The following is an 18,537-nucleotide window of genomic DNA, read 5'->3' on the forward strand; positions in this document are numbered from 1 at the left end:
GGCGGGCCAGGCAGACGACCGCTTGGTTAAAGCCGGCCGTAGCTGCGATGTTCCACGTTGGTCACTTCCAACGCAGGCGCAATATACCCCATCGGGGGTCAAAAAGGGAAGGATTGCTGACGTCACGTCCCCGTGTGGCAGCTATAACTTTTTGTAAGGTAAGGCCTTTCTCAAAGCCCCTGCGTCATAGCGCCGCTTTCAGAGCGCTCTCAAGGAGAAGCAAATCCTCCGGCAGACCCGCCTCCCAGTGAAGAAGTTCTCCGGTCCTAGGGTGCTCCAATACCAGCAAATAGGCATGCAGAGCCTGCCGCCCAAGGGCCGTCAAAGCGGCCTGCGAGTCGGGCCCGAGCTGGTTCGCTTTGGTCTTGAAATGGGGGCCATAGACCGCATCCCCCATCAGGGGGTGGCCGATATGGGCGAGGTGGACGCGGATCTGGTGGGTGCGCCCGGTCTCGAGCTCGCAGGCGAGCAGGGAGGCCACCGGCTTGCCGTCGCGCCCGTTAAAGCTCTCCAGCAGCTCCCAATGCGTGACCGCCTCGCGGCCGCCCTGGCGCACGGCCATCTTTTCCCGCGCATGCGGATGGCGGTCGATCGGCGCATCGACTGTGCCGCGATGCCGGCCCGGCAGCCCCCAGGCGAAGGCCATATAACCGCGCCGCATCGGTCCGGTGCGGCCGTGATCGGCGAATTGGGCGGTAAGCGAGGCGTGCGCGAGGTCGTTCTTGGCGACCACCATCAGCCCGGTCGTGTCCTTGTCGAGCCGGTGCACGATGCCGGGCCGGCGCACTCCGCCGATGCCCGACAGCGAGTTGCCGCAATGGGCAATCAGCGCGTTGACCAGCGTCCCGGTCTCGTGCCCGGCCGCGGGGTGCACAACCAGGCCTTTGGGCTTGTTGATGACGATGATGTCGTCGTCCTCGAACACGATATCCAGCGCGATATCCTCGCCCTTGGGCTCGGGCGGGGCCGCCTCCGGCACGTCGATTCTGATCGTATCGCCTGAGGCGACGTGATAAGCGGGGTCGCGGATCTCGGCGTCCTTGAGGCTCACCGCGCCCGCCAGAATCAGGGCTTTCAGCCTTGACCGCGACAGCTCCGGCAGGCGCGACGCCAGCACGCGGTCGAGCCGGGCCGAGCCCTCGTCGCCTTCGACCACGACTTCCAACCTCTGCGCTGAACCTGAGCTTTCCATGACGACGTCTGATACCGCTGTTCCCGAACCGACCCCCGAGCAGGCCGCGCTGTTCGCGCGGGTGCGACGGATGATGCTGATCGCGGGGTTGACCACGGCGCTGGCTGTCTGCGCCGTCCTGATCGCGGTGGGCTACCGCCTTTTCAAGTCGGAGGGAAGAGCGCCCGAGCCCACGGGCGACGTCATCGCGACCTTGCCGAAAGGCGCCAAGATCGTCTCCACGGGCGTTGCCGGCGATCGCCTCGTGGTGACCTTGGATATCGGCGGGGTCACCGAGATCCGCACCTTCGACGCCCACACCCTTAGGCCGGCCGGAAAGCTGAAATTTGCCAATGAGCCGTAGGGCCGGCCTCCGCGGTCGTCCTGGCGAAAGCCAGGACCGATAACCACAGGCGGGCATAGTTGCGGAGACTAGGAGTTAACCCTGCGCGTCACAATTGTCCCCTGGGTGATGGGTCCTGGCTTTCGCCAGGACGACGCTGCGGAGACATTTGAAACCCGCAATCTCACCTTGCCGTAGGCAAAATTCGCGGCTATGTCCTCTCCCTCACGCTCCCTTCGTCTAGCGGTTAGGACGCGGCCCTCTCAAGGCTGAAACAGGGGTTCGATTCCCCTAGGGAGCGCCATTCGCACCATATTGCACGGTCAAATTGCCGTTCGGGTGCGCGGGTTTCCGATGAGACCTGGTTGATTTCACACTCCGCTGATCGTTGACTTGCCACACCGAATCCCGAGGCGCAGATTGCGCTCCGCGGTTTCCGTCCATGTTTCGGGGGGAATGGTACTTGGACAAGGGCGAAAATGATCTCAATGGTCGCTACGTCATTGAGCCCGTTGCCGCGAAGGGGGATTTGCAGGCCATCGGATCGTCGCTCGCATCTGACTCGCTTGGCTTCCGCGCGGCCGAGATCCTCGACAGACTCCGCAGCGGTATCGGTTTCCGCCTGCTGGCCGCCGTGCTGCTGTTCAGCTCGCTCGTCACGCTGACGCTGACCGCGCTTCAACTTTACCTCGACTACGATCACGAGGTCGGTGTCATCGAGACGCGTCTCGACGAGATCGGCCGAAGCTACCTTGCGAGCCTGGGCGAGAGCCTTTGGGCGCTTGACCAGCACCAGCTCCAGCTTCAGCTCAACGGCATCCAGCGCCTGCCCGGTATCCGCGCGGTCGAGATCCGCGAGGTCATCGATCGTCCGGATCCGATCCACATCTCCGTCGGCGACCGCAGCGCGCGCGCCAGCATCGCCCGCGATTATCCGCTCGATTACATGGTTCGCGGCACCAAGCGTCCGATCGGGATCCTTTATGTCGAAGCGACGCTCACCGAGGTCTACCAGCATCTGCTGAACCGGACGCTCGTCATCCTCGCGAGCCAGGCGGCCAAGACGTTTCTTGTCTCGCTCTTCATCCTCTACATCTTTCACGTCCTCGTCACCCGTCACCTCGTCACCATTGCCGCCTTTGTCGGAAGCTACAATCTTGCACGGCCGCCGCCGCCGTTGCAGCTGAGCAGGAGGGGTCCCGACAAGCCCGACGAGCTCGACCAGGTCGCGGATGCATTCAATGAGTTGTGCGCCAATTTGCAGCGCGCTTATGGCGATCTGCAGCAAGTGAACGCGCAGCTTCAGCAGGACCTCTTTGTGCGCCAGAAGGCCGAGCAGGACGCCCAGTTGAGCGAGCAGCGCTTTCGCGATTACGCGGAGACGGCATCGGACTGGTTCTGGGAAACCGGACCGGATCATCATTTCACCTATATTTCGGAAAGACTGGATGCCTTCGGGATCGATCGAGCCGCGTTGATCGGCACGAGCCGCATCGACACCGCGATCAACAGCGGCGCCGAGCCGGAGAAATGGCGCGAGCATGAGGCGGTGCTGGAACGCCACGAGCCGTTCCGCAATTTCGAGTACACAAGGCGCGATCTGGCTGGTCGGCTGCGCCATGTCAGCATCAGCGGGCGACCCGTATTCGCACCCGACGGTCGCTTCCTCGGATATCGCGGCACCGGCACCGACCTCACCGAGCAGCACGAGACCACCGAGAGGTTGCGCCAGTCCCAGAAGATGGACGCGATCGGCCAGCTCACCGGCGGTGTCGCTCATGACTTCAACAATGTCCTGACGGTCATCACCGGTACCATCGAGATCATCCAGGAAGGCGTGGCCGACCGGCCTGAACTCGCCGCGATCGCCCACCTCATCGACGAGGCGGCCGTGCGCGGCGCCGAGATCACATCGCAGCTTCTGACCTTCGCGCGCCGCCAGCCGTTGCAGCCGCGCGAGGTCGACATCAATGAACTGGTGCTCGACGTCTGCAAGCTGCTCAAGCCGATGCTCGGTGAGCACATCGAGATCGACACGTTGCTCGCGAGCGATGCGTGGTCTGCGCTGGCCGACCCGTCGCAGCTTTCGGCGGCGATCGTCAATCTCGCGATCAATGCAAGGGATGCCATGCCCGGCGGCGGCAAGCTGGTGCTCGAAAGCGCCAATGTGGTCATCGACGACGCCGCTGCGTTCGATGACGGGGTGCGCGCCGGAGATTTCGTGATGATCGCGATCACCGACACCGGCCAGGGAATTCCACCCGATATCATCGATCGGGTGTTCGAGCCTTTCTTCACGACCAAAGGGGTCGGCCGCGGCACCGGGCTGGGGCTCGCGATGGTCTACGGGTTTGCCAGGCAGACCGGCGGCGCCGTGAAGATCGAAAGCGAACAGGGGCGGGGCACCGTGGTCAGGCTTTATCTGCCACGCTCGGAGATCCGGGCCCCGGTGAAATCGGCATCCGCTCCGGCCATCGCTGCGATCGGCGGCCAGGAAACCATCCTGGTGGTCGAGGATGATCCGCTGGTGCAAGGCTATGTGATCGCCCAGCTCGGCGGCCTCGGCTACAAGACCCTGATCGCCAGCGACGCGGAGGCGGCGTTGGCGCTGGTCGACCAGGGCGCCGAGTTCGATCTTCTGTTCACCGACGTGGTCATGCCGGGCGGAATGAACGGGCGCGAACTGGCCGAAGCCGTGCTCGAGAGTCGCCCGGGGATGAAAGTGCTCTACACATCGGGCTACACCGATGAGTTCGTCCATGACGGACGCCTCGACACCGGCGTCGCCCTGCTGCGCAAGCCATACCGAAGGGCGGACCTCGCGCAGATGATCCGTGAGGTCCTCTCGGCAAAATGATGCGCAAGATCTTGAGCAAGATCCTTTGAATGCCTGCGAGGCCAAGTACCGAATTTGCGAGAGCGCTTCATGTCATCCTCTCATTCCTATGCATCCGAGGGCGGCTTGCGGAACTGCGGATCGTGTTTCCTGTTCGCGGCTCTCCTGCTGCTGGCGGTGTTGCCTCATCCTCTCCGCGCGGAGCCATTGCGTCCGTTCGTGATGGTGACGGACCAGCCGGAAACCACATACGAAGGCAAATGGCAGCGGCTTGCCTACCAGGAGGCGTTCAGGCGGCTCGGCGTTCCGCTCGAGGTCGAGCTGATGCCGACGCAGCGGGTGAGCGCGATGGTCGATTCCGGCGCCGTTGACGGGCAGTTCATGCGCGTTCCCGCCTACGGGGAGACGCACCCCGACCAAGTGCGGGTCGACGAGTCGATCTACGAGGTGAGGTTTGCAATCTGGGCCAGCAATCCGGCGCTGACCTTGCCGCGTTTGGAGGATCTGACCGCGACGAACTGGATCGGCGTCTATCGACGCGGCGTCGAGCTGTGCCAGCGCTCGCTCTCGTCCCTGGTGCCGGAGACGCGCCTGACCAGCATCGCGACCGAATATGACGGGTTGCGCATGCTGCTAAGCGGCCGCGTCGATTTTTTTTGCGAGATCGATGCCGCGCTCCAGAGCGCCCTGTATTCGCCCGAATTCAAGGGCGTCACCTCGGTGCGGCCGCTGCTGACGATCGGCGACCGGGTCGTGCTCTATCCATATCTGTACAAGACCAATGCCGACCTCGCGCCCCGCCTGGCTGCCGTTCTGCAGGAGATGAAGGCGGAGGGCCTGCTGGAACGGTACAAGCAGGAAGCGCGCGAGAAGTGATGGCAGAGAGTCATTTGATCGCTTGGATGGTCGTCGCCTCAGAATGATAACGGCTGCGTGGCTGCGATCATGCGCAAACCCGCGCGATCGGCCTTTCTCGCGTGGCAACCGCCGTGCGCATCCGGTAGTTTAAGGCGCTTTCCACGGGAATCAGAGGGGCCATGACGCCGATTGCGTTCAGCTTGCGCGGAACGGGGATGAGCCTTCCCAGTCAAAAAGTCAGCTCGGCCGCCCTTGATTGCGAGCTGGGAAAGCCGGACGGATGGCTCGAGGCGAATTGCGGCGTCAGGGAGCGGTTCGTTTGCGAGGCCGAGACGCAGGACGAGCTCGCGGCCAGTGCTGCCCGGGTCGCGCTCGGCGAAGCCGGTATCGCGCCGTCTGCGATCGACCTCCTGATCTTCGCCAGCGCCGTTCCCAAATATTCCATTCCCATTACCGCACCGCTGATCGCGCGGCATCTCGGCATTCCATCTGGTGCCTGTTCGACGCTCGACGTGAACTCGACCTGCCTCAGCTTCCTGTCCGGCTTCGACATGGCGACGCTGATGATCGCTACCGGGCGCTATCGCTGTGCCCTGGTCGTCTCGTCCGAGATGGCCTCGCGGGCGTTGCCGTGGCAGACCGATCCGGTCACCGCCGGATTGTTCGGCGATGGCGCCGCGGCCGCCGTGCTGGTCCGGCCCGATCAGGGCGAGGCAAGCCATGTCAGGGCCGTCAGGTTCGAGGTTCATCACGAAGGCTACGAGGTCTGCTCGCTGGCATCGGGCGGGACGGGGATCGACTTCGCGCGCGAGCCGGAGCGCTTTGCAGCGGGGCGCTTCTTCCAGATGAACGGCCGCGAGTTGTTCAAGCTGACCGCGGCCAAGTTTCCCGGCTTCGTCGACCAGCTACTCGAGAGTGCGGGCTGGACACGGGAGAGCGTCGATCTCGTCGTGCCGCATCAGGCCAGCCCGTTTGCGCTAGCCCACCTCGTCAAACGCTGCGGCTTTCCGCGCGACAAGGTCATCGATATCGTCGCCACCCATGGCAATCAGGTGGCCGCGTCGATCCCGACTGCGCTGCATGTTGCGCGGCAGCGGCAACGCATCATCAGGGGATCGCGCATCATCATGCTCGGCACCTCCGCCGGCGTGTCGTTCGGCGGCATTGCGATCGAGATCTAGATGTCGCGAATATTGGTGACCGGAGCGGGTGGGTTCCTCGGCCGTCGCGTGGCTTGCCATCTGGCTGCGCGCGGCCGTGAGGTGATCGCGCTCGGCCGGTCCGACTCGCTACGGGACGTTCTGCGCGGCGAGCGGATCACCGTAGAGACCTGCGATCTCGCCGATGCTGCATCATTGTCCGCGCTCGAGCTCGGGGATGTCGACGCAATCGTTCATTGCGCCGGCCTATCGTCGAATTGGGGACCGCGGCGTGATTTCGAGCGCAACAATGTCACGGCAACGGCCAATCTGCTGGCGCAGGCGCAAAAATGGCGCGCGGCGCATGTCGTCTATGTCTCATCGTCCAGCGTCTACTTCCGTTTTCGTGACGGGCTTGGTGTCAGCGAGGGATCTGCCCTCCCTGCACCCATCAATCATTATGCCTGGAGCAAGGCTGCCGCTGAGCAGCTGGTTCGCTCCACGTCCGATCTGTCCTGGACCATCGTCCGTCCGCGCGGGATCTACGGGGCGGGCGACAAGGCGTTGCTGCCCCGCCTCCTGCGCGCAGCAAAACGCAGGCCGTTGCCGTCCTTCAACGGTGGGCGCGCAGTAATCGATCTCACTCATGTCGACGATGTCGTGGCTGCGATCGCCTGCATTCTCGATGTCAAGGACAAGGCGTCAGGCGCGATCTACAATGTTTCCGGCGGTGAGGCGGTTTCGATCCGCGACATCATTACCCGCAGCGCTGCGCTCGCAGGCGTCGATGTGCGCTGGCGCGAGCTGTCCTGGCCGGTCGCGCTCACCGCCATCCGCGCGATCGAGGGCTTCCACAAGCTGTTCCGACCGCAGGTCGAACCTGTCGTGACGGCCTATTCGGCGGGACTGCTTGCCTTCAGTCAGACGCTCGATCTGTCGGCCATCCGCAAGGATCTCGGCTGGACACCGACCGTCGATTTCGCCGAGGGTCTGCGCCGGACGTTCGGAGGAGAGTAGACAGCATGAAGCTGTTCAACAGCGCGCATATCGATGTCTTCGCCGGTCTCGTCAAGCGCGGCGCCGGCTTGAGGCGCGCGCGGCTGACCGTGCGCTACGGCGTGATCGATCTCGGCGGGCGCGGGCTCTGCCTGGTCGATACCGGCGTTGGCCCTGAGGTGACGCAGGGGTCGCGCAGTGCCGCGTTGCGGCTCTATAGCGCGGTACTCCGCCCGCAACTGAATGCCGATGAGGCCGTGGAGAAGACGTTGCGCAATCTCGGCGTCGCGCCGGCCGATATCCGCCATGTCATCGTCACGCATTTTCATGCCGATCACGTGTCGAGCCTTCGGTTGTTCGCGAACGCCGCGTTCACCGCCTGGGGCGCGACGGCACGCGCCGTCATGGGCATGAGTACGGCCGCCGCCTTGCACAACGGGATCTTCAAGGAGTTGATCCCGCCCGACATCACGCAGCGATTGATCCCGGTCGAAGGGTTGGCGCGCGTGGCGACCGGCACCGTGCTCGGCGACGGCCATGATCTGTTCGGCGATGGCTCTTATCTCGCAGTGCCGCTGCCGGGGCATGCCTTCGGCCATTTCGGCGTTTTTTGGCGTGAGGCTACCGGCCCCGTGATCTACGCCACCGATGCGGCATGGACGCGCGAGGCGCTGATGCAGGACAAGACACCGTGGATCTCCAGTGCCATCGTGTTCGACGATCGCGATGCCGGCCGCGACAGCCAGCGCCTGCTCAGGGCGTTCGCCGGGCAGGGCGGCAAAGTTCATCTCTGCCACGACGTCGACGAGCCGATATCGTGATGTCGCGGCTGGCTCTCGCTTCGGCCTATCTGCGCACGCGGTTGTTGCGGCGCTGGCTCACGAGCCGCAACAGGATCGAACGATGGCAGCAACCGCGCCTTGCGCGGCTCATGCACGATGCGACGCGGCAGGTCGCCTTCTATCGCGGCTTTCGCGACAAGGACTTGTCAGCTCTTCCTCTCGTCGACAAGCGCGAGGTAATGGCGCGCTTTCAGGATTTTAACCGTCTCGGTCTGATGGCAGCGCAGATCTGGAGCATGATCGATCGGGGCGAGGCGCCCAAAGGCTACGATGTCGGTTGCAGCACGGGTACCAGCGGGAATCAGGGCCTCTACCTGGTTTCTGACCAAGAGCGTTTCGTCTGGCTCGGCACCCTTGTCGCCAAGGCGATTCCTCTCTCTTTGCTGCGACAGCACCGCGTCGCCGTCGTGCTCCCGCGCTCGTCGCGGCTTTACGACGCCGCGAACGAATCGAAATTGCTGAAACTACGCTTCGTCGATCTCAGGCTCGGCCTGCAATCGGCCGCCGAGACGCTCGCCGCGTTCAAGCCTGATGTCGTCGTTGCTCCGCCGAAAGCGTTGCGCTGGTTTGCGGAGAATGACGTCGCGATTGCGCCGCGCACGATGTTTTCGAGCGCGGAAGTGCTCGACCCGCCGGATAGGGAGGTGATCGAGCGCCGCTTCGGCCTGAACTTGCGGCAAATCTACATGGCGACGGAAGGCCTGTTCGGCGTCTCCTGCGAGCGCGGCACGTTGCATCTGGCGGAAGACGTCGTGCATTTCGAGTTCGAACCGGTAGCTGGCAGCCCCGATCTCGTTGTGCCTGTTGTGACCGATTTCACGCGGCGCACGCAGATCATGGCGCGCTATCGCATGAACGATATCTTGCGCCTCGATTCCAGACGCTGCCCTTGTGGTTCGGCCCTGCAAGCCGTCGCGGAAGTGATCGGCCGTCGCGACGATGTCTTTGTTCTGCCGAACCGCGATGCGGCTAGGCCTGACGTCATGGTGACCCCGGATGTCCTGCGCAACGCGGTGCTGGCGGCGGACCGTAGCATCGACGATTTCCGTATCCGGCAGACGGGCGAAAACCGGATCGACATCGTCCTGCCGCTTCACGTCGGCGTTTCCGCCACTGAGGGCGTGCGCACGGCGGTGCTGGTGGCATGCACGCAGCTCGAGGCGCGGCCCGTCGTCGAAATGCAGCACGAGGCCCTGCAGCCGCGCAACGACGCAAAGCTTCGGCGCGTCGAAAATTGCTGGAAGCCGAGCGCCGCATGAGAAAGACCATCCTCATCACCGGAGCCCGGGCGCCGGCCGCCTTGCATCTGGCGCGTATCTTTTATCACGCCGGCCATCGTGTCGTCCTTGCCGATACGTTCCGCTATCCGATGTCGCGGGCGACGCGGATGAAGCATGCCTATGAGCAATTGCCGTCGCCACGGCAGGGCTTTTCGGACTATTGCGCGGCTGTGGCCGCGCTGGTTGCGCGCGAAGCGCCTGACGTCATCGTGCCGACTTGCGAAGAGGTGTTTTATCTCGCAGCGGTCCGCGACATCAGAGGCATCGACATCAAGTTTTTTGCGCCGCATTTCGACCTGCTTGCAAAAGTCCACAACAAGGCGGATTTCGCCGAGGTCGCCATGGGGCTCGGTGCCGATCCGCCGCCGACCGTGCGGCTCTGCTCGCGCGACGACCTGTCTGTTATGCCGCAGCCGGAAGGCCTGGTCCTGAAGCCTGCCTGGTCGCGGTTCGGATCACGCGTGCTGATCCGCCCCTCGCGCGCGGCGCTCGATGCGCTTTGCCCGACCGCGGCCGATCCCTGGGTCGCGCAAGCCTATCTGCCGGGCGAGGAGATCAGCGCCTATGCCGTCGCGGTCAATGGTCGGCTGGCGGCGTTTCAAAGCTACAAGCCGACCTATCGCGTCGGCCAAGGCGCAGGCGTTGCCTTCGCGCCGGTCGCTGATCCCGTTGCGCGAAAATTCGTTGACGGCCTGGTCGCGCGGCTGAACTGGACCGGACAGATATCGTTCGATTTTCGCCGCGACGCGCAAGGCGAACTGCACGTCATCGAATGCAATCCGCGCACGACGAGCGGCGTGCATTATTTCGGGCCGGCAGATGGTCTCGACAAAGCCATTCTCGAAGGACGCGACGCACGCGCATCGTCGACGGCGCCGATGACGCTTCCCTTGGCCATGCTGGCCTATGGCTTGCCAGACGCCATCCGCAATCGCGGCTTTGCACAGTGGCGACGCGATTTCGCCGGCATGCAGGACATCTCAGTCTGGCCCGGCGACCGCGGCCTGTTGTTGTCCCAATTGCGCGCGCTCGGCGAGATCGCCGTCCGCGCGCTGCGAAATGGCACGGGGCTGCTCGAGGCCTCGGTGCGCGACATCGAATGGGATGGCGAGCCGCTGGCGTGAGGCTCACAACTCCATGATGATGTCGAAAGGCGCATCCGCAACGGCGGGGCGCTCGCCACGCAAGATGGACTCGATACTTGGCCTGAGCACGTCGAGCCGGCAGATCACGGGCCGCGCGCCCGGCGGCTTGTTGTCTCGCGCAGCCGTGAGAATGCGTTGATCCTGACGCAGCGCGATCATGAACAGCGGCTTGAACAGCATTGCTTTGATATATCCGAGCCCGCCTTGCATTGGTCCCGCCAGCACGCCGAAGCCGCGAACATGATCGTCGTCCTCCTGGCGCAGATGAAACGTCGTCGACAGGTTGATGCGGTCGCGTCCCCAGAACTCGAGCTCGGCGATCCCAGGCGCGACGAAGCGGCCGACGCTGATCGACCGTTCGCCTTCGAGCAGCCGGCTGATCAGGCCTTCCTGCCGCGGCTCTCCCTCGTAGCGCGCTTCGACCCAGCCATCGCCGCCCGTCACCGATACCTTGACCTTCCAGCGTCGGCTGCTTAGTCCGCGCAGCAGACCGCTGTGGGTGAAATGGGTGTGGGTGGCGTCGAGAATGTTTTCGGCGACGTCGAGCAGCGTCGAGCGAACGCGATTCTCGACAACACTGCTCACAGTGCCCGGCCCTGACAGCACGCCTGCATAGGGTTCGCCGCGCTGGTCTCCCGGCGAAATGTAGATCAGGCCGTTCTGCTCGCGTACGGCATGCGCGGGCACCGCGATGGTCGGCGTCTGCTCCAGGAGCCCCGGCATGCTGCGGCAGCGCCCGCCGCCGTCGAACCGCCAGCCGTGATAGGGGCACTCGATGGCGTCGTCGATCACCCGTCCCTGCGACAACGGCGCGAAGCGGTGCGGGCAGCGGTCAGTCAGGCAGTGCAGCGCCTTGCCGGACCGGAACAGGACGAAGGGCTGTCCGTCGAGCATGACGCGATGTGGTCTGGTGCCGACCTTGCGGCTCAGCGCAACCGCATGCCAGGTCGATGCCCTATCGGTCATAGCTCGAAGCTCCGCAGCACGGGAATGCCGGCCCGTTGCAATATGATCCGGACCGCAGATGCGGCCAATCGCGCCGTCGGCGCATGATGGGCGTTGTAGATGGCGGTATATTCCAGCGCCGCGACGCCGCCCCTGTTGCGCTTGAACGCGGCTGCGCCGGCGCTCATGTTGAACAGCATTTTTCGCTCGCGCGCCCGCTTCAAGGCCAGCGCCATCAGCATGCGATAGAGACCAGCCTCCTGCGGAAGGGTGGCGTCATAGCCGACGATTGGTGCTGTCATGGTTCGGCCGGAGTCGAAGAACGCGATCACACCGGCAAGCTGTCCGTCCGCGGCACGCAATCCCTGGAATTCGAGGATGCCACCCCCATGTGCCGCTTTCATGAACGCAGCCGTGTATTGCGGGTTCAGCCAAGTGTACTTCTCGAGATAGAGATACTGGTAGAGCGTCTGCGCGCGAACGAAATCGTCGTCGCGCAATTCCGCTGGCGCCACGCTCGCGAGACCGGAATCGTCGAGCAGCGCTCGGTCGCGTTTTTCGTCACGACCGGGTTTCGGCTCAGCGTTTCTGCAATCGAACATGTAGATCTGCCGGGCCGGATATAACCGGTAGCCGGCCTCGCGAAAGATCTGCATCGCCGCGCGGTCGCAAAAATCGTTCAGGGAGCGCCAGGCCACCACGTGAGCGGGATGCTGCTGCACGATCGCCTGCGTCGCCGCCAGCAGGGCTTCGAACGTGACGTCGGGGATCGGGTTGGTCGCGAGCAGCCAGTTGTTGATCTGTACCTGCCGGTCGAGCCCGGCTGCCCGGATCAGCGGATAGCCGAGCTTGAGCAGGCCATCCAACACGGTCGACAGAAGCCGGTGTTCCGAAAAGTGACGCAGCTCGTCGCGCGCATAATCGATATAGGCGACCGACGGGCAGCACAGATAGCAGGTCGGCTTGAGACCGCTGTTGGTCGTGACGGGAAGCAAATGGGGACCGATCTGGCGCTGGCCGACCTGGGTGCTGAGATTGCTGATTGCGTTTTCGCTCGGCGCCGATCTGAACAGCTCGCATAGTGATAGTGTCTTCGCGGTAATTTCGATCTCGGTCACCGCGAAGCGCGCTCCTGTTCCGCGCCGGAGAATCCGGCGCAGCCGATCGTTTCAGCTGTTCGGATGGCGGTCAACGCATTGCCAGCGGCTTTGGTGGGTCACAGCGCCTCCAGCGCCGCGCGCGACGGGGCCAAGGGCAGCCAGTCGGGGATGCGACGCTTGGCAAACCAGTAAGGCCGCCACAGCGACACCCAGCTTTCGCGATCGAGCGGCGCTGTTCCCCAGCTTCGCCGCTTGATCACGACCTGCGACAGATCGTGCTTGTGCAGCCATTGACGCGCCGCCCACCATAACTCGCGCGAGGCCTCGCTATTGCCGGGCCCCTTGAGCTGGACAATGTTTGGCAGCGGGTCGCGATAGCGACGGGCGATCTGCAACGTCGCGACGCGTTCGCCGTCCTTCCGTACACTCCAAACCCGGGTTTGATCATGCGCGAGGCCGTCGCCATAGGTCCGGAGGCAGTTCCGCATGGCCTTTGCCTCTTCAGTGATTGCGAACATCGAATCCAGCGGCAGGAATTCGTAACCCGCCATCCGGCCCGCCCGCAGCCACATATCGGCGATGGGCTGGCGCCCGAGATTTGCATGCAGGGCCACCGCGGTTTGCCAATCACCCGCGGCCGAACCCGCGGCATCGATCCGCATGTCCGGCGTCCACCGTCGTTCGATCAGGTCATGCCCAGATGTCGCGGGCTCCGCGGAGAACCAGGCCCAAAGAGCGATGCGCCGCAACCGTGCGAGCGGTACCTGCCGTGGATCGCGGACGTATTCGCGGGCGATCCATGCCGCCAGCGGCTCATGCGCGAGCTCGGCGGCCTCGGCGACGAGCTGAAGCCATGTCGGCGCGAGCTTGGGAGAACGCGGAAGATGGTTCGCGATCTGTCGGCGGAAGAGCTCGCCGTCAGGCAGGTGCGGGATGGGGCGCACGAATGATTCCGGCGGTAACTTGCGCAGCCACATCGGCAGATTGGCCAACGCCGCGATTTGCGCGAGTGCGGCGCCGTCGATCACGGCTGCAACAGCGCACGCGGGATCGAGCCGGTTCCGCTGAACTGCCAGCGCGAACAGAAGCGCGGGAAAGCTCGCCGCGAGGTCGGCAAGGCGCGCGTGACGCTGGGCGAACGCGCGCACCGCTCCCTGGACGTGCGGATGATATCGCCGAAGCCTGCGTTCGAGCAGGTCGGAGCGCCCGGCCACCTGACAGGGGGCCGGCAGAAGATGGGATGTCATGCCAATAGGTTCTCAATCGCGGCGCCGATGGCCACGGCAGATGAGAGTTGATATGGGACTTTATGGTTCACCCGGGACATGGGTCCCGGGGAAGCGCGTCAAATATCGCGCGGCGAACCCGGGAAGCGTGCTGTCGTCGACATGGTCGCCTCCAAAAATGAAAATACGTGCATCCAATAGCTTGGCCTTGGCCAGGATGCAACCCGGGACTGCATCCTGCCTGCGCGATCTCCGCAACGGCGTGCAGCAATCTGCATACTGTGTCGGCTTCAGTGGTGGTGGTGGTTCATCAAAAAATCTGCCTTGATGCGCATCGGGACGGTGCGCGATGCGGCCGGTCGCCGCCTCCGAAGCTGCTGCTGGGCCTTTGGGGGCTTTGGAAATAGCTTGGCGGAGTGGCGATATGAGCGGTTTGGTGATCTCGGGCGGCCGGGTGGTGGATCCTGCGAGCGGGATGGATGCCATCGGCGACGTGGCCGTGGTGGACGGCAAGATCGCTGCAGTCGGCGCCTCGCTTGGCAGTGCCGAGCGGGTGATCGATGCGACCGGCCTCGTGGTCGCGCCCGGCTTCATCGATCTGCATGCGCATGGCCAGTCGATCCCGGCCGACCGCATGCAGGCGTTCGACGGCGTGACGACGACGCTCGATCTCGAGGCCGGCGTGCTGCCGGTCGGCTCCTGGTACGAGCGCCAGGCGAGGAAGGGCCGCGTGCTGAATTATGGTGCCGCCACCAACTGGGCCTTTGCGCGCATCGGTGCGATGACCGGCTCCAACGCAGAGAGCTCGCTGGAGGCGTTCGGCAATGCCATGCGCGACCGCCGCTGGATGGATAATGTCGCGAGCGATGCCGAGGTTTCAGGCATCCTCGATCGCCTCGCGCGCGGCCTCAACGAGGGCGGCATCGGCATCGGAATCTTGAACGCCTATGCTCCGGGCGCCGGCGTGCAGGAGTTGACTGCGGTGTGCCAGCTTGCCGCCAAGCAGAACGTGCCGACCTTCACCCACGTCGCCTACATGTCGCGCATCGACCCCGAGAGCGCGGCGGAGGCCTATATCCGCCTGATCGGCTATGCCGGCGCGACGGGCGCGCACATGCACATCTGCCATTTCAATTCATCGAGCAAGACCGACATCGAGCGCTGCCGCGTGCTGATCGAGAAGGCGCAAGCGCAAGGGCTCCCCATCACGGTCGAGGCTTATCCTTACGGCACCGGATCGACTGTGCTGGCGGCCGCCTTCTTCAGCGATCCGCAATTCGTCGAGCGCAACGGCACCGGCTATGACTCGGTGCAGCGCGTGACCGACGGCTACCGCTTCCACGACCGTGAGGAGCTCTTGAAGGCGCAAGCCGAAGAGCCATCCTCATTGGTGCTCTGGCATATCCTCGACACCGAGCACAATGCGCATCATCGCGACCTCCTCGACATGTCGGTGCTCTATCCCGGCGGCGCGATCGCCTCCGATGCGATGCCGTGGACGACGTCGGACGGCAAGACCTACACCGGTGATGCCTGGCCGCTGCCTGATGACGCCACCTCGCATCCGCGCTCGGCCGGCTGCTTCACGAAGTTCATCCGCGAATGGGTGCGCGAGCGCAAGACCGTGTCGCTGCTCGAAGGCGTGCGCAAATGCGCGCTGATCCCCGCAGAAATCCTGTCGCAGAGCACGCCCGCCATGCGCGCCAAGGGCCGCCTCGCCAAGGATGCCGACGCCGACATCGTCGTGTTCGACTACGAGAAGCTGTCGGACCGCGCGACCTTCACGGCGATGAACCGTCCGTCGGAAGGCGTGCGGCATCTCGTTGTCAGCGGTCAGCCGTTGATCACCGACGGCCTGCTGGATGTGGCGGCGCGGCCCGGAAAGCCCGTCCGCCGACCCGTCGTCGCGAGCTGATCCATGCCGGTCCCCATTCTCCTGGTGACGGGTTTTTTGGGGGCGGGCAAGACCACGGTCGTCAATCATCTGCTGGCTCACGCGGACGGACGGCGCATTGCCGCTGTCGTCAACGATTTCGGAGCGATCAACATCGATGCGGAGTTGATCGCGGGCGCAAGCGACGGCGTGGTCAGCCTTGCCAACGGCTGCATCTGCTGCTCGCTCGAAGGCGATCTGATCCGCACGCTCTCGACCTTGCTGCGGCGTGATCCCAAGCCGGAGTACATCGTCATCGAGACCAGCGGCGTCGCCGATCCCGGCGACATCGTCCGCAATTTGATGGATCCCGTGATCCTGCGCGAGGCGCCGCTCGAAACTGTGCTGTGTGTGATGGACGCGGCAACGCCGACGGCGGCGCTGGATGACGCGCTTCAGCGCTCGCAGCTGCGCGTCGCCGATATCGTGGCGTTGAGCAAGCTGGATCTGGCGGGCGAAGGCGCCGGCGTGCGGATGCGCGAGGCTATCCGCGCGCAGCGCGTGCCCGCATTGGTGGTCGATGCAAAGCACGGCGAGATTCCGTCCGCCTTGCTGTTTCCCGCCAGCGATCGTGCAGCCGTATCGCGCGAGCCAGGGCCGAAACGTCCGGCCGAAGAGCGCTTCGAGACGCTGAGCTGGACCTCCGACCGGCCACTCTCGCTGCCGCGCCTGCAGCAGGCGATCGGCAAGCTGGCGCCGAAGCTGGCGCGCGCCAAAGGCCTGTTCGAGACGGTCGAGCAGCCCGGCCGCCAGATGGTGTTCCAGTTCGCAGGCGGCCGCGCGACGCTCGCGCCAGGCGATGCGCCCGCGCCAGGCGTGCCCCGCGCGCGGATCGTCTTCATCGCCGAACTCGGTGTGCTCTCCAAGACCGAGCTCGACGCGCTCATGGACGGCTGTGTTGCTTCGCCTTGACGCAAGGCGATAGAGTCGATCGTGTCCATTGTCAGCCGCCGCCTGTCTTGCGGTGCCGATCCGAGGCCATCATGCTCCCGAAGAACTCATCCTCCCCCGCCGACACCGCTTTACGTCGCGCTGCCAAGCCGGTCATCGTCTATCCGGCAGGGTCGATGCCCGGGCCTGACATGGCCACGCTCGAATCCGCGCGGCAGACGATGGTCAAGACACACGAGCTGATCGTGCCGCCACGCGATGCCCGAGCCTTTCGCGCGGCGCGCGGGCAGTTTGTCCGCATCGTCAGCATCGACGGCCCTCAGGTCGGCGATCTCAATCTCTGGAACGCGCACGATCTCGCCGAGCGTTTCTTCAGCGGCAAGACGCGGGCGCTCCATGGCACGCATGTCGGCCTCGGTAACAGGCTCTGGAGCACGATGCCTTACCTGCGGCCGATCGCGACCATCAGTCATGATACGCTTGGTTGGTACGGTTTCGACGCTGACGGCGCCGGCATTCACGATGTCATCGGCACACGCTGCGATCCCTACACCAATCTCCTGCTCAACGGCACGGCTTACGATTTCTGCTGCCACTCCAACCTGTCGCGCGCGCTTGCCGCCGAATTGAAGGTCGATCCCGCCGCGGTCGAGCATCATGTCCACGATGTGCTCAACGTCTTCATGTGCACGGGCTTCACGCGGGACACGCATCAATATTTCATGAAGGCAAGTCCGGTCCGCCCCGGCGACTTCATCGAGTTCTTCGCGGAGATCGACCTGCTCGGAGCGTTGTCGGCCTGTCCCGGCGGGGACTGCAGCGCAAGCCATTCCAGCGATGCCGCGGCGTGCTATCCGCTCAAGATCGAGATCTTCGAGCCGGACCGGGCGACACTGAAGGACCGGTTCTGGCCGACGCCGAGCGCGTATCACCGTCACCACGGCGTGCCCGCAGGAGGCTGAGTCCTAATCCTCCACCGGTAATCCATCCCCGTGCGCATACCATTCCGCACGCGAGGCCCACTGCACATGCCGGTCGGGTGTCACGCCCAGCGGCTCGTCGAACGCGCCGGCATGAATGATTGCCTCGCGCCCGCTGCGCGTCAGATGCGGCATCGGGCTGCCGCAGGTCTTGCAGAACGCGGTGGCAAAGCTGCGCGCGTTAGGCAAATCGAAGCGCGCGACGGATGCTTCACCGCGCAGCCAGCGTAGCGCGGTCGCCTCGACGATCACCTCGCATGAATGCGCTGTACCGGTTGCCTTGCGGCAGCGCGAGCAATGGCAATTGAGGAAGCGATCGAACGGAGCTTCGACCTCGAACGCAACCGCGCCGCACAAGCAGCTTCCCCGGAATGCCGTCATGTCACGCCTCCTTCCGCTATTCTCAAGAAGGTGACAGGTCCTCAGCGGTCACGCAAACTGAGTGATGCCGTGTCCGACCGACCAGTTCTCTGCGGGCGCGTCGAGCACATTGACGAACACATCTGCGGGGCGGATGCCGGGATTGTCGCCGAGCAGGTCCACGATCCGGCGGTAGAGCGCCTTCTTCTGCTCAGCGGTGCGCGAGGCGAACACGGTGATCTGGACCAGCACGGCGTCGTCGCTGCGCTCGACGCCGTAGGCGTTGCCGCAGCGGAAATTTGCGGGCGATAGCTCGCTGATGGTCATGAACTCGTCGCCTTCGGGCACGTTCAGCGCCTCGCGCATGGCGCGATAGAGGCCGTCGAGGATTGCCTGCCGGTAAGCATCCGGCTTTCCGGCGCGCATCGAGATGTGGAGCAGAGGCATCGGCTGGTCCCTTTGCATGCGGAGCCGACCGGCCGGGCGCATGCA

General features: G+C 64.4%; 17 protein-coding genes and 1 tRNA gene. 12 read left to right on the forward strand and 6 right to left on the reverse strand.

Annotated elements, in window-relative coordinates; all coding sequences use genetic code 11:
- Window positions 1-184 precede the first annotated feature (184 nt).
- Window positions 185-1,192 (reverse strand): RluA family pseudouridine synthase, encoded by a 1,008-nt coding sequence (locus L6637_RS23190; protein WP_237865956.1) that lies wholly within the window; start codon window positions 1,190-1,192, stop codon window positions 185-187.
- Here L6637_RS23190 and L6637_RS23195 point away from each other — a divergent pair.
- The 9 genes from L6637_RS23195 (at window position 1,191) to L6637_RS23235 (ending at window position 10,589) form a co-directional block, all read left to right on the forward strand.
- Window positions 1,191-1,535, forward strand: a complete 345-nt coding sequence (locus L6637_RS23195; protein ID WP_237865957.1) for a hypothetical protein — start codon at window positions 1,191-1,193, stop codon at window positions 1,533-1,535. The two genes, L6637_RS23190 and L6637_RS23195, sit on opposite strands and share 2 nt — an antisense overlap.
- 208 nt (window positions 1,536-1,743) lie before the next feature.
- Window positions 1,744-1,818: transfer RNA gene (locus L6637_RS23200), tRNA-Glu, on the forward strand.
- Between the two features lie 159 nt (window positions 1,819-1,977).
- On the forward strand, window positions 1,978-4,371 hold the full coding sequence (locus L6637_RS23205) for an ATP-binding protein (RefSeq protein ID WP_237865958.1): 2,394 nt from the start codon (window positions 1,978-1,980) through the stop codon (window positions 4,369-4,371).
- A gap of 69 nt (window positions 4,372-4,440) precedes the next feature.
- Window positions 4,441-5,226, forward strand: a complete 786-nt coding sequence (locus L6637_RS23210; RefSeq protein WP_237865959.1) for a substrate-binding periplasmic protein — start codon at window positions 4,441-4,443, stop codon at window positions 5,224-5,226.
- A 197-nt stretch (window positions 5,227-5,423) separates the two neighbouring features.
- Window positions 5,424-6,389: a 3-oxoacyl-ACP synthase III family protein gene (locus L6637_RS23215; protein ID WP_237865960.1), complete on the forward strand. Its 966-nt coding sequence runs from the start codon at window positions 5,424-5,426 to the stop codon at window positions 6,387-6,389.
- Window positions 6,390-7,364: an NAD-dependent epimerase/dehydratase family protein gene (locus tag L6637_RS23220; RefSeq protein WP_237865961.1), complete on the forward strand. Its 975-nt coding sequence runs from the start codon at window positions 6,390-6,392 to the stop codon at window positions 7,362-7,364.
- 5 nt (window positions 7,365-7,369) lie between these two features.
- Window positions 7,370-8,164, forward strand: coding sequence for an MBL fold metallo-hydrolase (locus L6637_RS23225; RefSeq protein ID WP_237872029.1), 795 nt, complete (start codon window positions 7,370-7,372; stop codon window positions 8,162-8,164).
- Window positions 8,164-9,444, forward strand: coding sequence for a F390 synthetase-related protein (locus tag L6637_RS23230; protein ID WP_237865963.1), 1,281 nt, complete (start codon window positions 8,164-8,166; stop codon window positions 9,442-9,444). Before L6637_RS23225 ends, L6637_RS23230 begins: the two co-directional genes overlap by 1 nt.
- Window positions 9,441-10,589 (forward strand): ATP-grasp domain-containing protein, encoded by a 1,149-nt coding sequence (locus L6637_RS23235; RefSeq protein WP_237865964.1) that lies wholly within the window; start codon window positions 9,441-9,443, stop codon window positions 10,587-10,589. The genes L6637_RS23230 and L6637_RS23235 overlap by 4 nt, the downstream gene beginning before the upstream one ends.
- A gap of 3 nt (window positions 10,590-10,592) precedes the next feature.
- Here the strand turns inward: L6637_RS23235 and L6637_RS23240 are convergent, their stop codons facing one another.
- The 3 genes from L6637_RS23240 to L6637_RS23250 all read right to left on the reverse strand — a co-directional run bounded on the left by L6637_RS23240 (window position 10,593) and on the right by L6637_RS23250 (window position 13,803).
- Window positions 10,593-11,576, reverse strand: a complete 984-nt coding sequence (locus L6637_RS23240) for a Rieske 2Fe-2S domain-containing protein (protein ID WP_237865965.1) — start codon at window positions 11,574-11,576, stop codon at window positions 10,593-10,595.
- A complete protein-coding gene (locus tag L6637_RS42600; RefSeq protein ID WP_237865966.1) occupies window positions 11,573-12,673 on the reverse strand; it encodes a GNAT family N-acetyltransferase in 1,101 nt (366 codons plus the stop codon). Before L6637_RS42600 ends, L6637_RS23240 begins: the two co-directional genes overlap by 4 nt.
- A gap of 98 nt (window positions 12,674-12,771) precedes the next feature.
- A complete protein-coding gene (locus L6637_RS23250) occupies window positions 12,772-13,803 on the reverse strand; it encodes a PcfJ domain-containing protein (protein ID WP_237872031.1) in 1,032 nt (343 codons plus the stop codon).
- A 502-nt stretch (window positions 13,804-14,305) separates the two neighbouring features.
- Here L6637_RS23250 and L6637_RS23255 point away from each other — a divergent pair.
- The 3 genes from L6637_RS23255 (at window position 14,306) to L6637_RS23265 (ending at window position 17,667) form a co-directional block, all read left to right on the forward strand.
- Complete coding sequence (locus L6637_RS23255) at window positions 14,306-15,796, forward strand: amidohydrolase family protein (protein WP_237872033.1); 1,491 nt, start codon at window positions 14,306-14,308, stop codon at window positions 15,794-15,796.
- 3 nt (window positions 15,797-15,799) lie between these two features.
- Window positions 15,800-16,726: a CobW family GTP-binding protein gene (locus tag L6637_RS23260; protein WP_237865969.1), complete on the forward strand. Its 927-nt coding sequence runs from the start codon at window positions 15,800-15,802 to the stop codon at window positions 16,724-16,726.
- A 71-nt stretch (window positions 16,727-16,797) separates the two neighbouring features.
- Window positions 16,798-17,667 carry an urea carboxylase-associated family protein gene (locus L6637_RS23265; RefSeq protein ID WP_237872035.1) on the forward strand — a complete coding sequence of 290 codons (870 nt, stop codon included), beginning with the start codon at window positions 16,798-16,800 and terminating at the stop codon, window positions 17,665-17,667.
- 3 nt (window positions 17,668-17,670) lie between these two features.
- Here L6637_RS23265 and L6637_RS23270 read toward each other — a convergent pair whose 3' ends face one another.
- Together L6637_RS23270 and L6637_RS23275 are read right to left on the reverse strand one after the other, a co-directional pair.
- Window positions 17,671-18,066 carry a GFA family protein gene (locus L6637_RS23270; RefSeq protein ID WP_237872037.1) on the reverse strand — a complete coding sequence of 132 codons (396 nt, stop codon included), beginning with the start codon at window positions 18,064-18,066 and terminating at the stop codon, window positions 17,671-17,673.
- Window positions 18,067-18,114: 48 nt separating this feature from the next.
- Window positions 18,115-18,492, reverse strand: coding sequence for a tautomerase family protein (locus tag L6637_RS23275; protein WP_237872039.1), 378 nt, complete (start codon window positions 18,490-18,492; stop codon window positions 18,115-18,117).
- Between the last annotated feature and the right edge of the window lie 45 nt (window positions 18,493-18,537).

The organism is Bradyrhizobium zhengyangense, assembly GCF_022012435.1.
In the GTDB taxonomy this organism is placed as follows: Bacteria; Pseudomonadota; Alphaproteobacteria; order Rhizobiales; family Xanthobacteraceae; genus Bradyrhizobium; species Bradyrhizobium zhengyangense.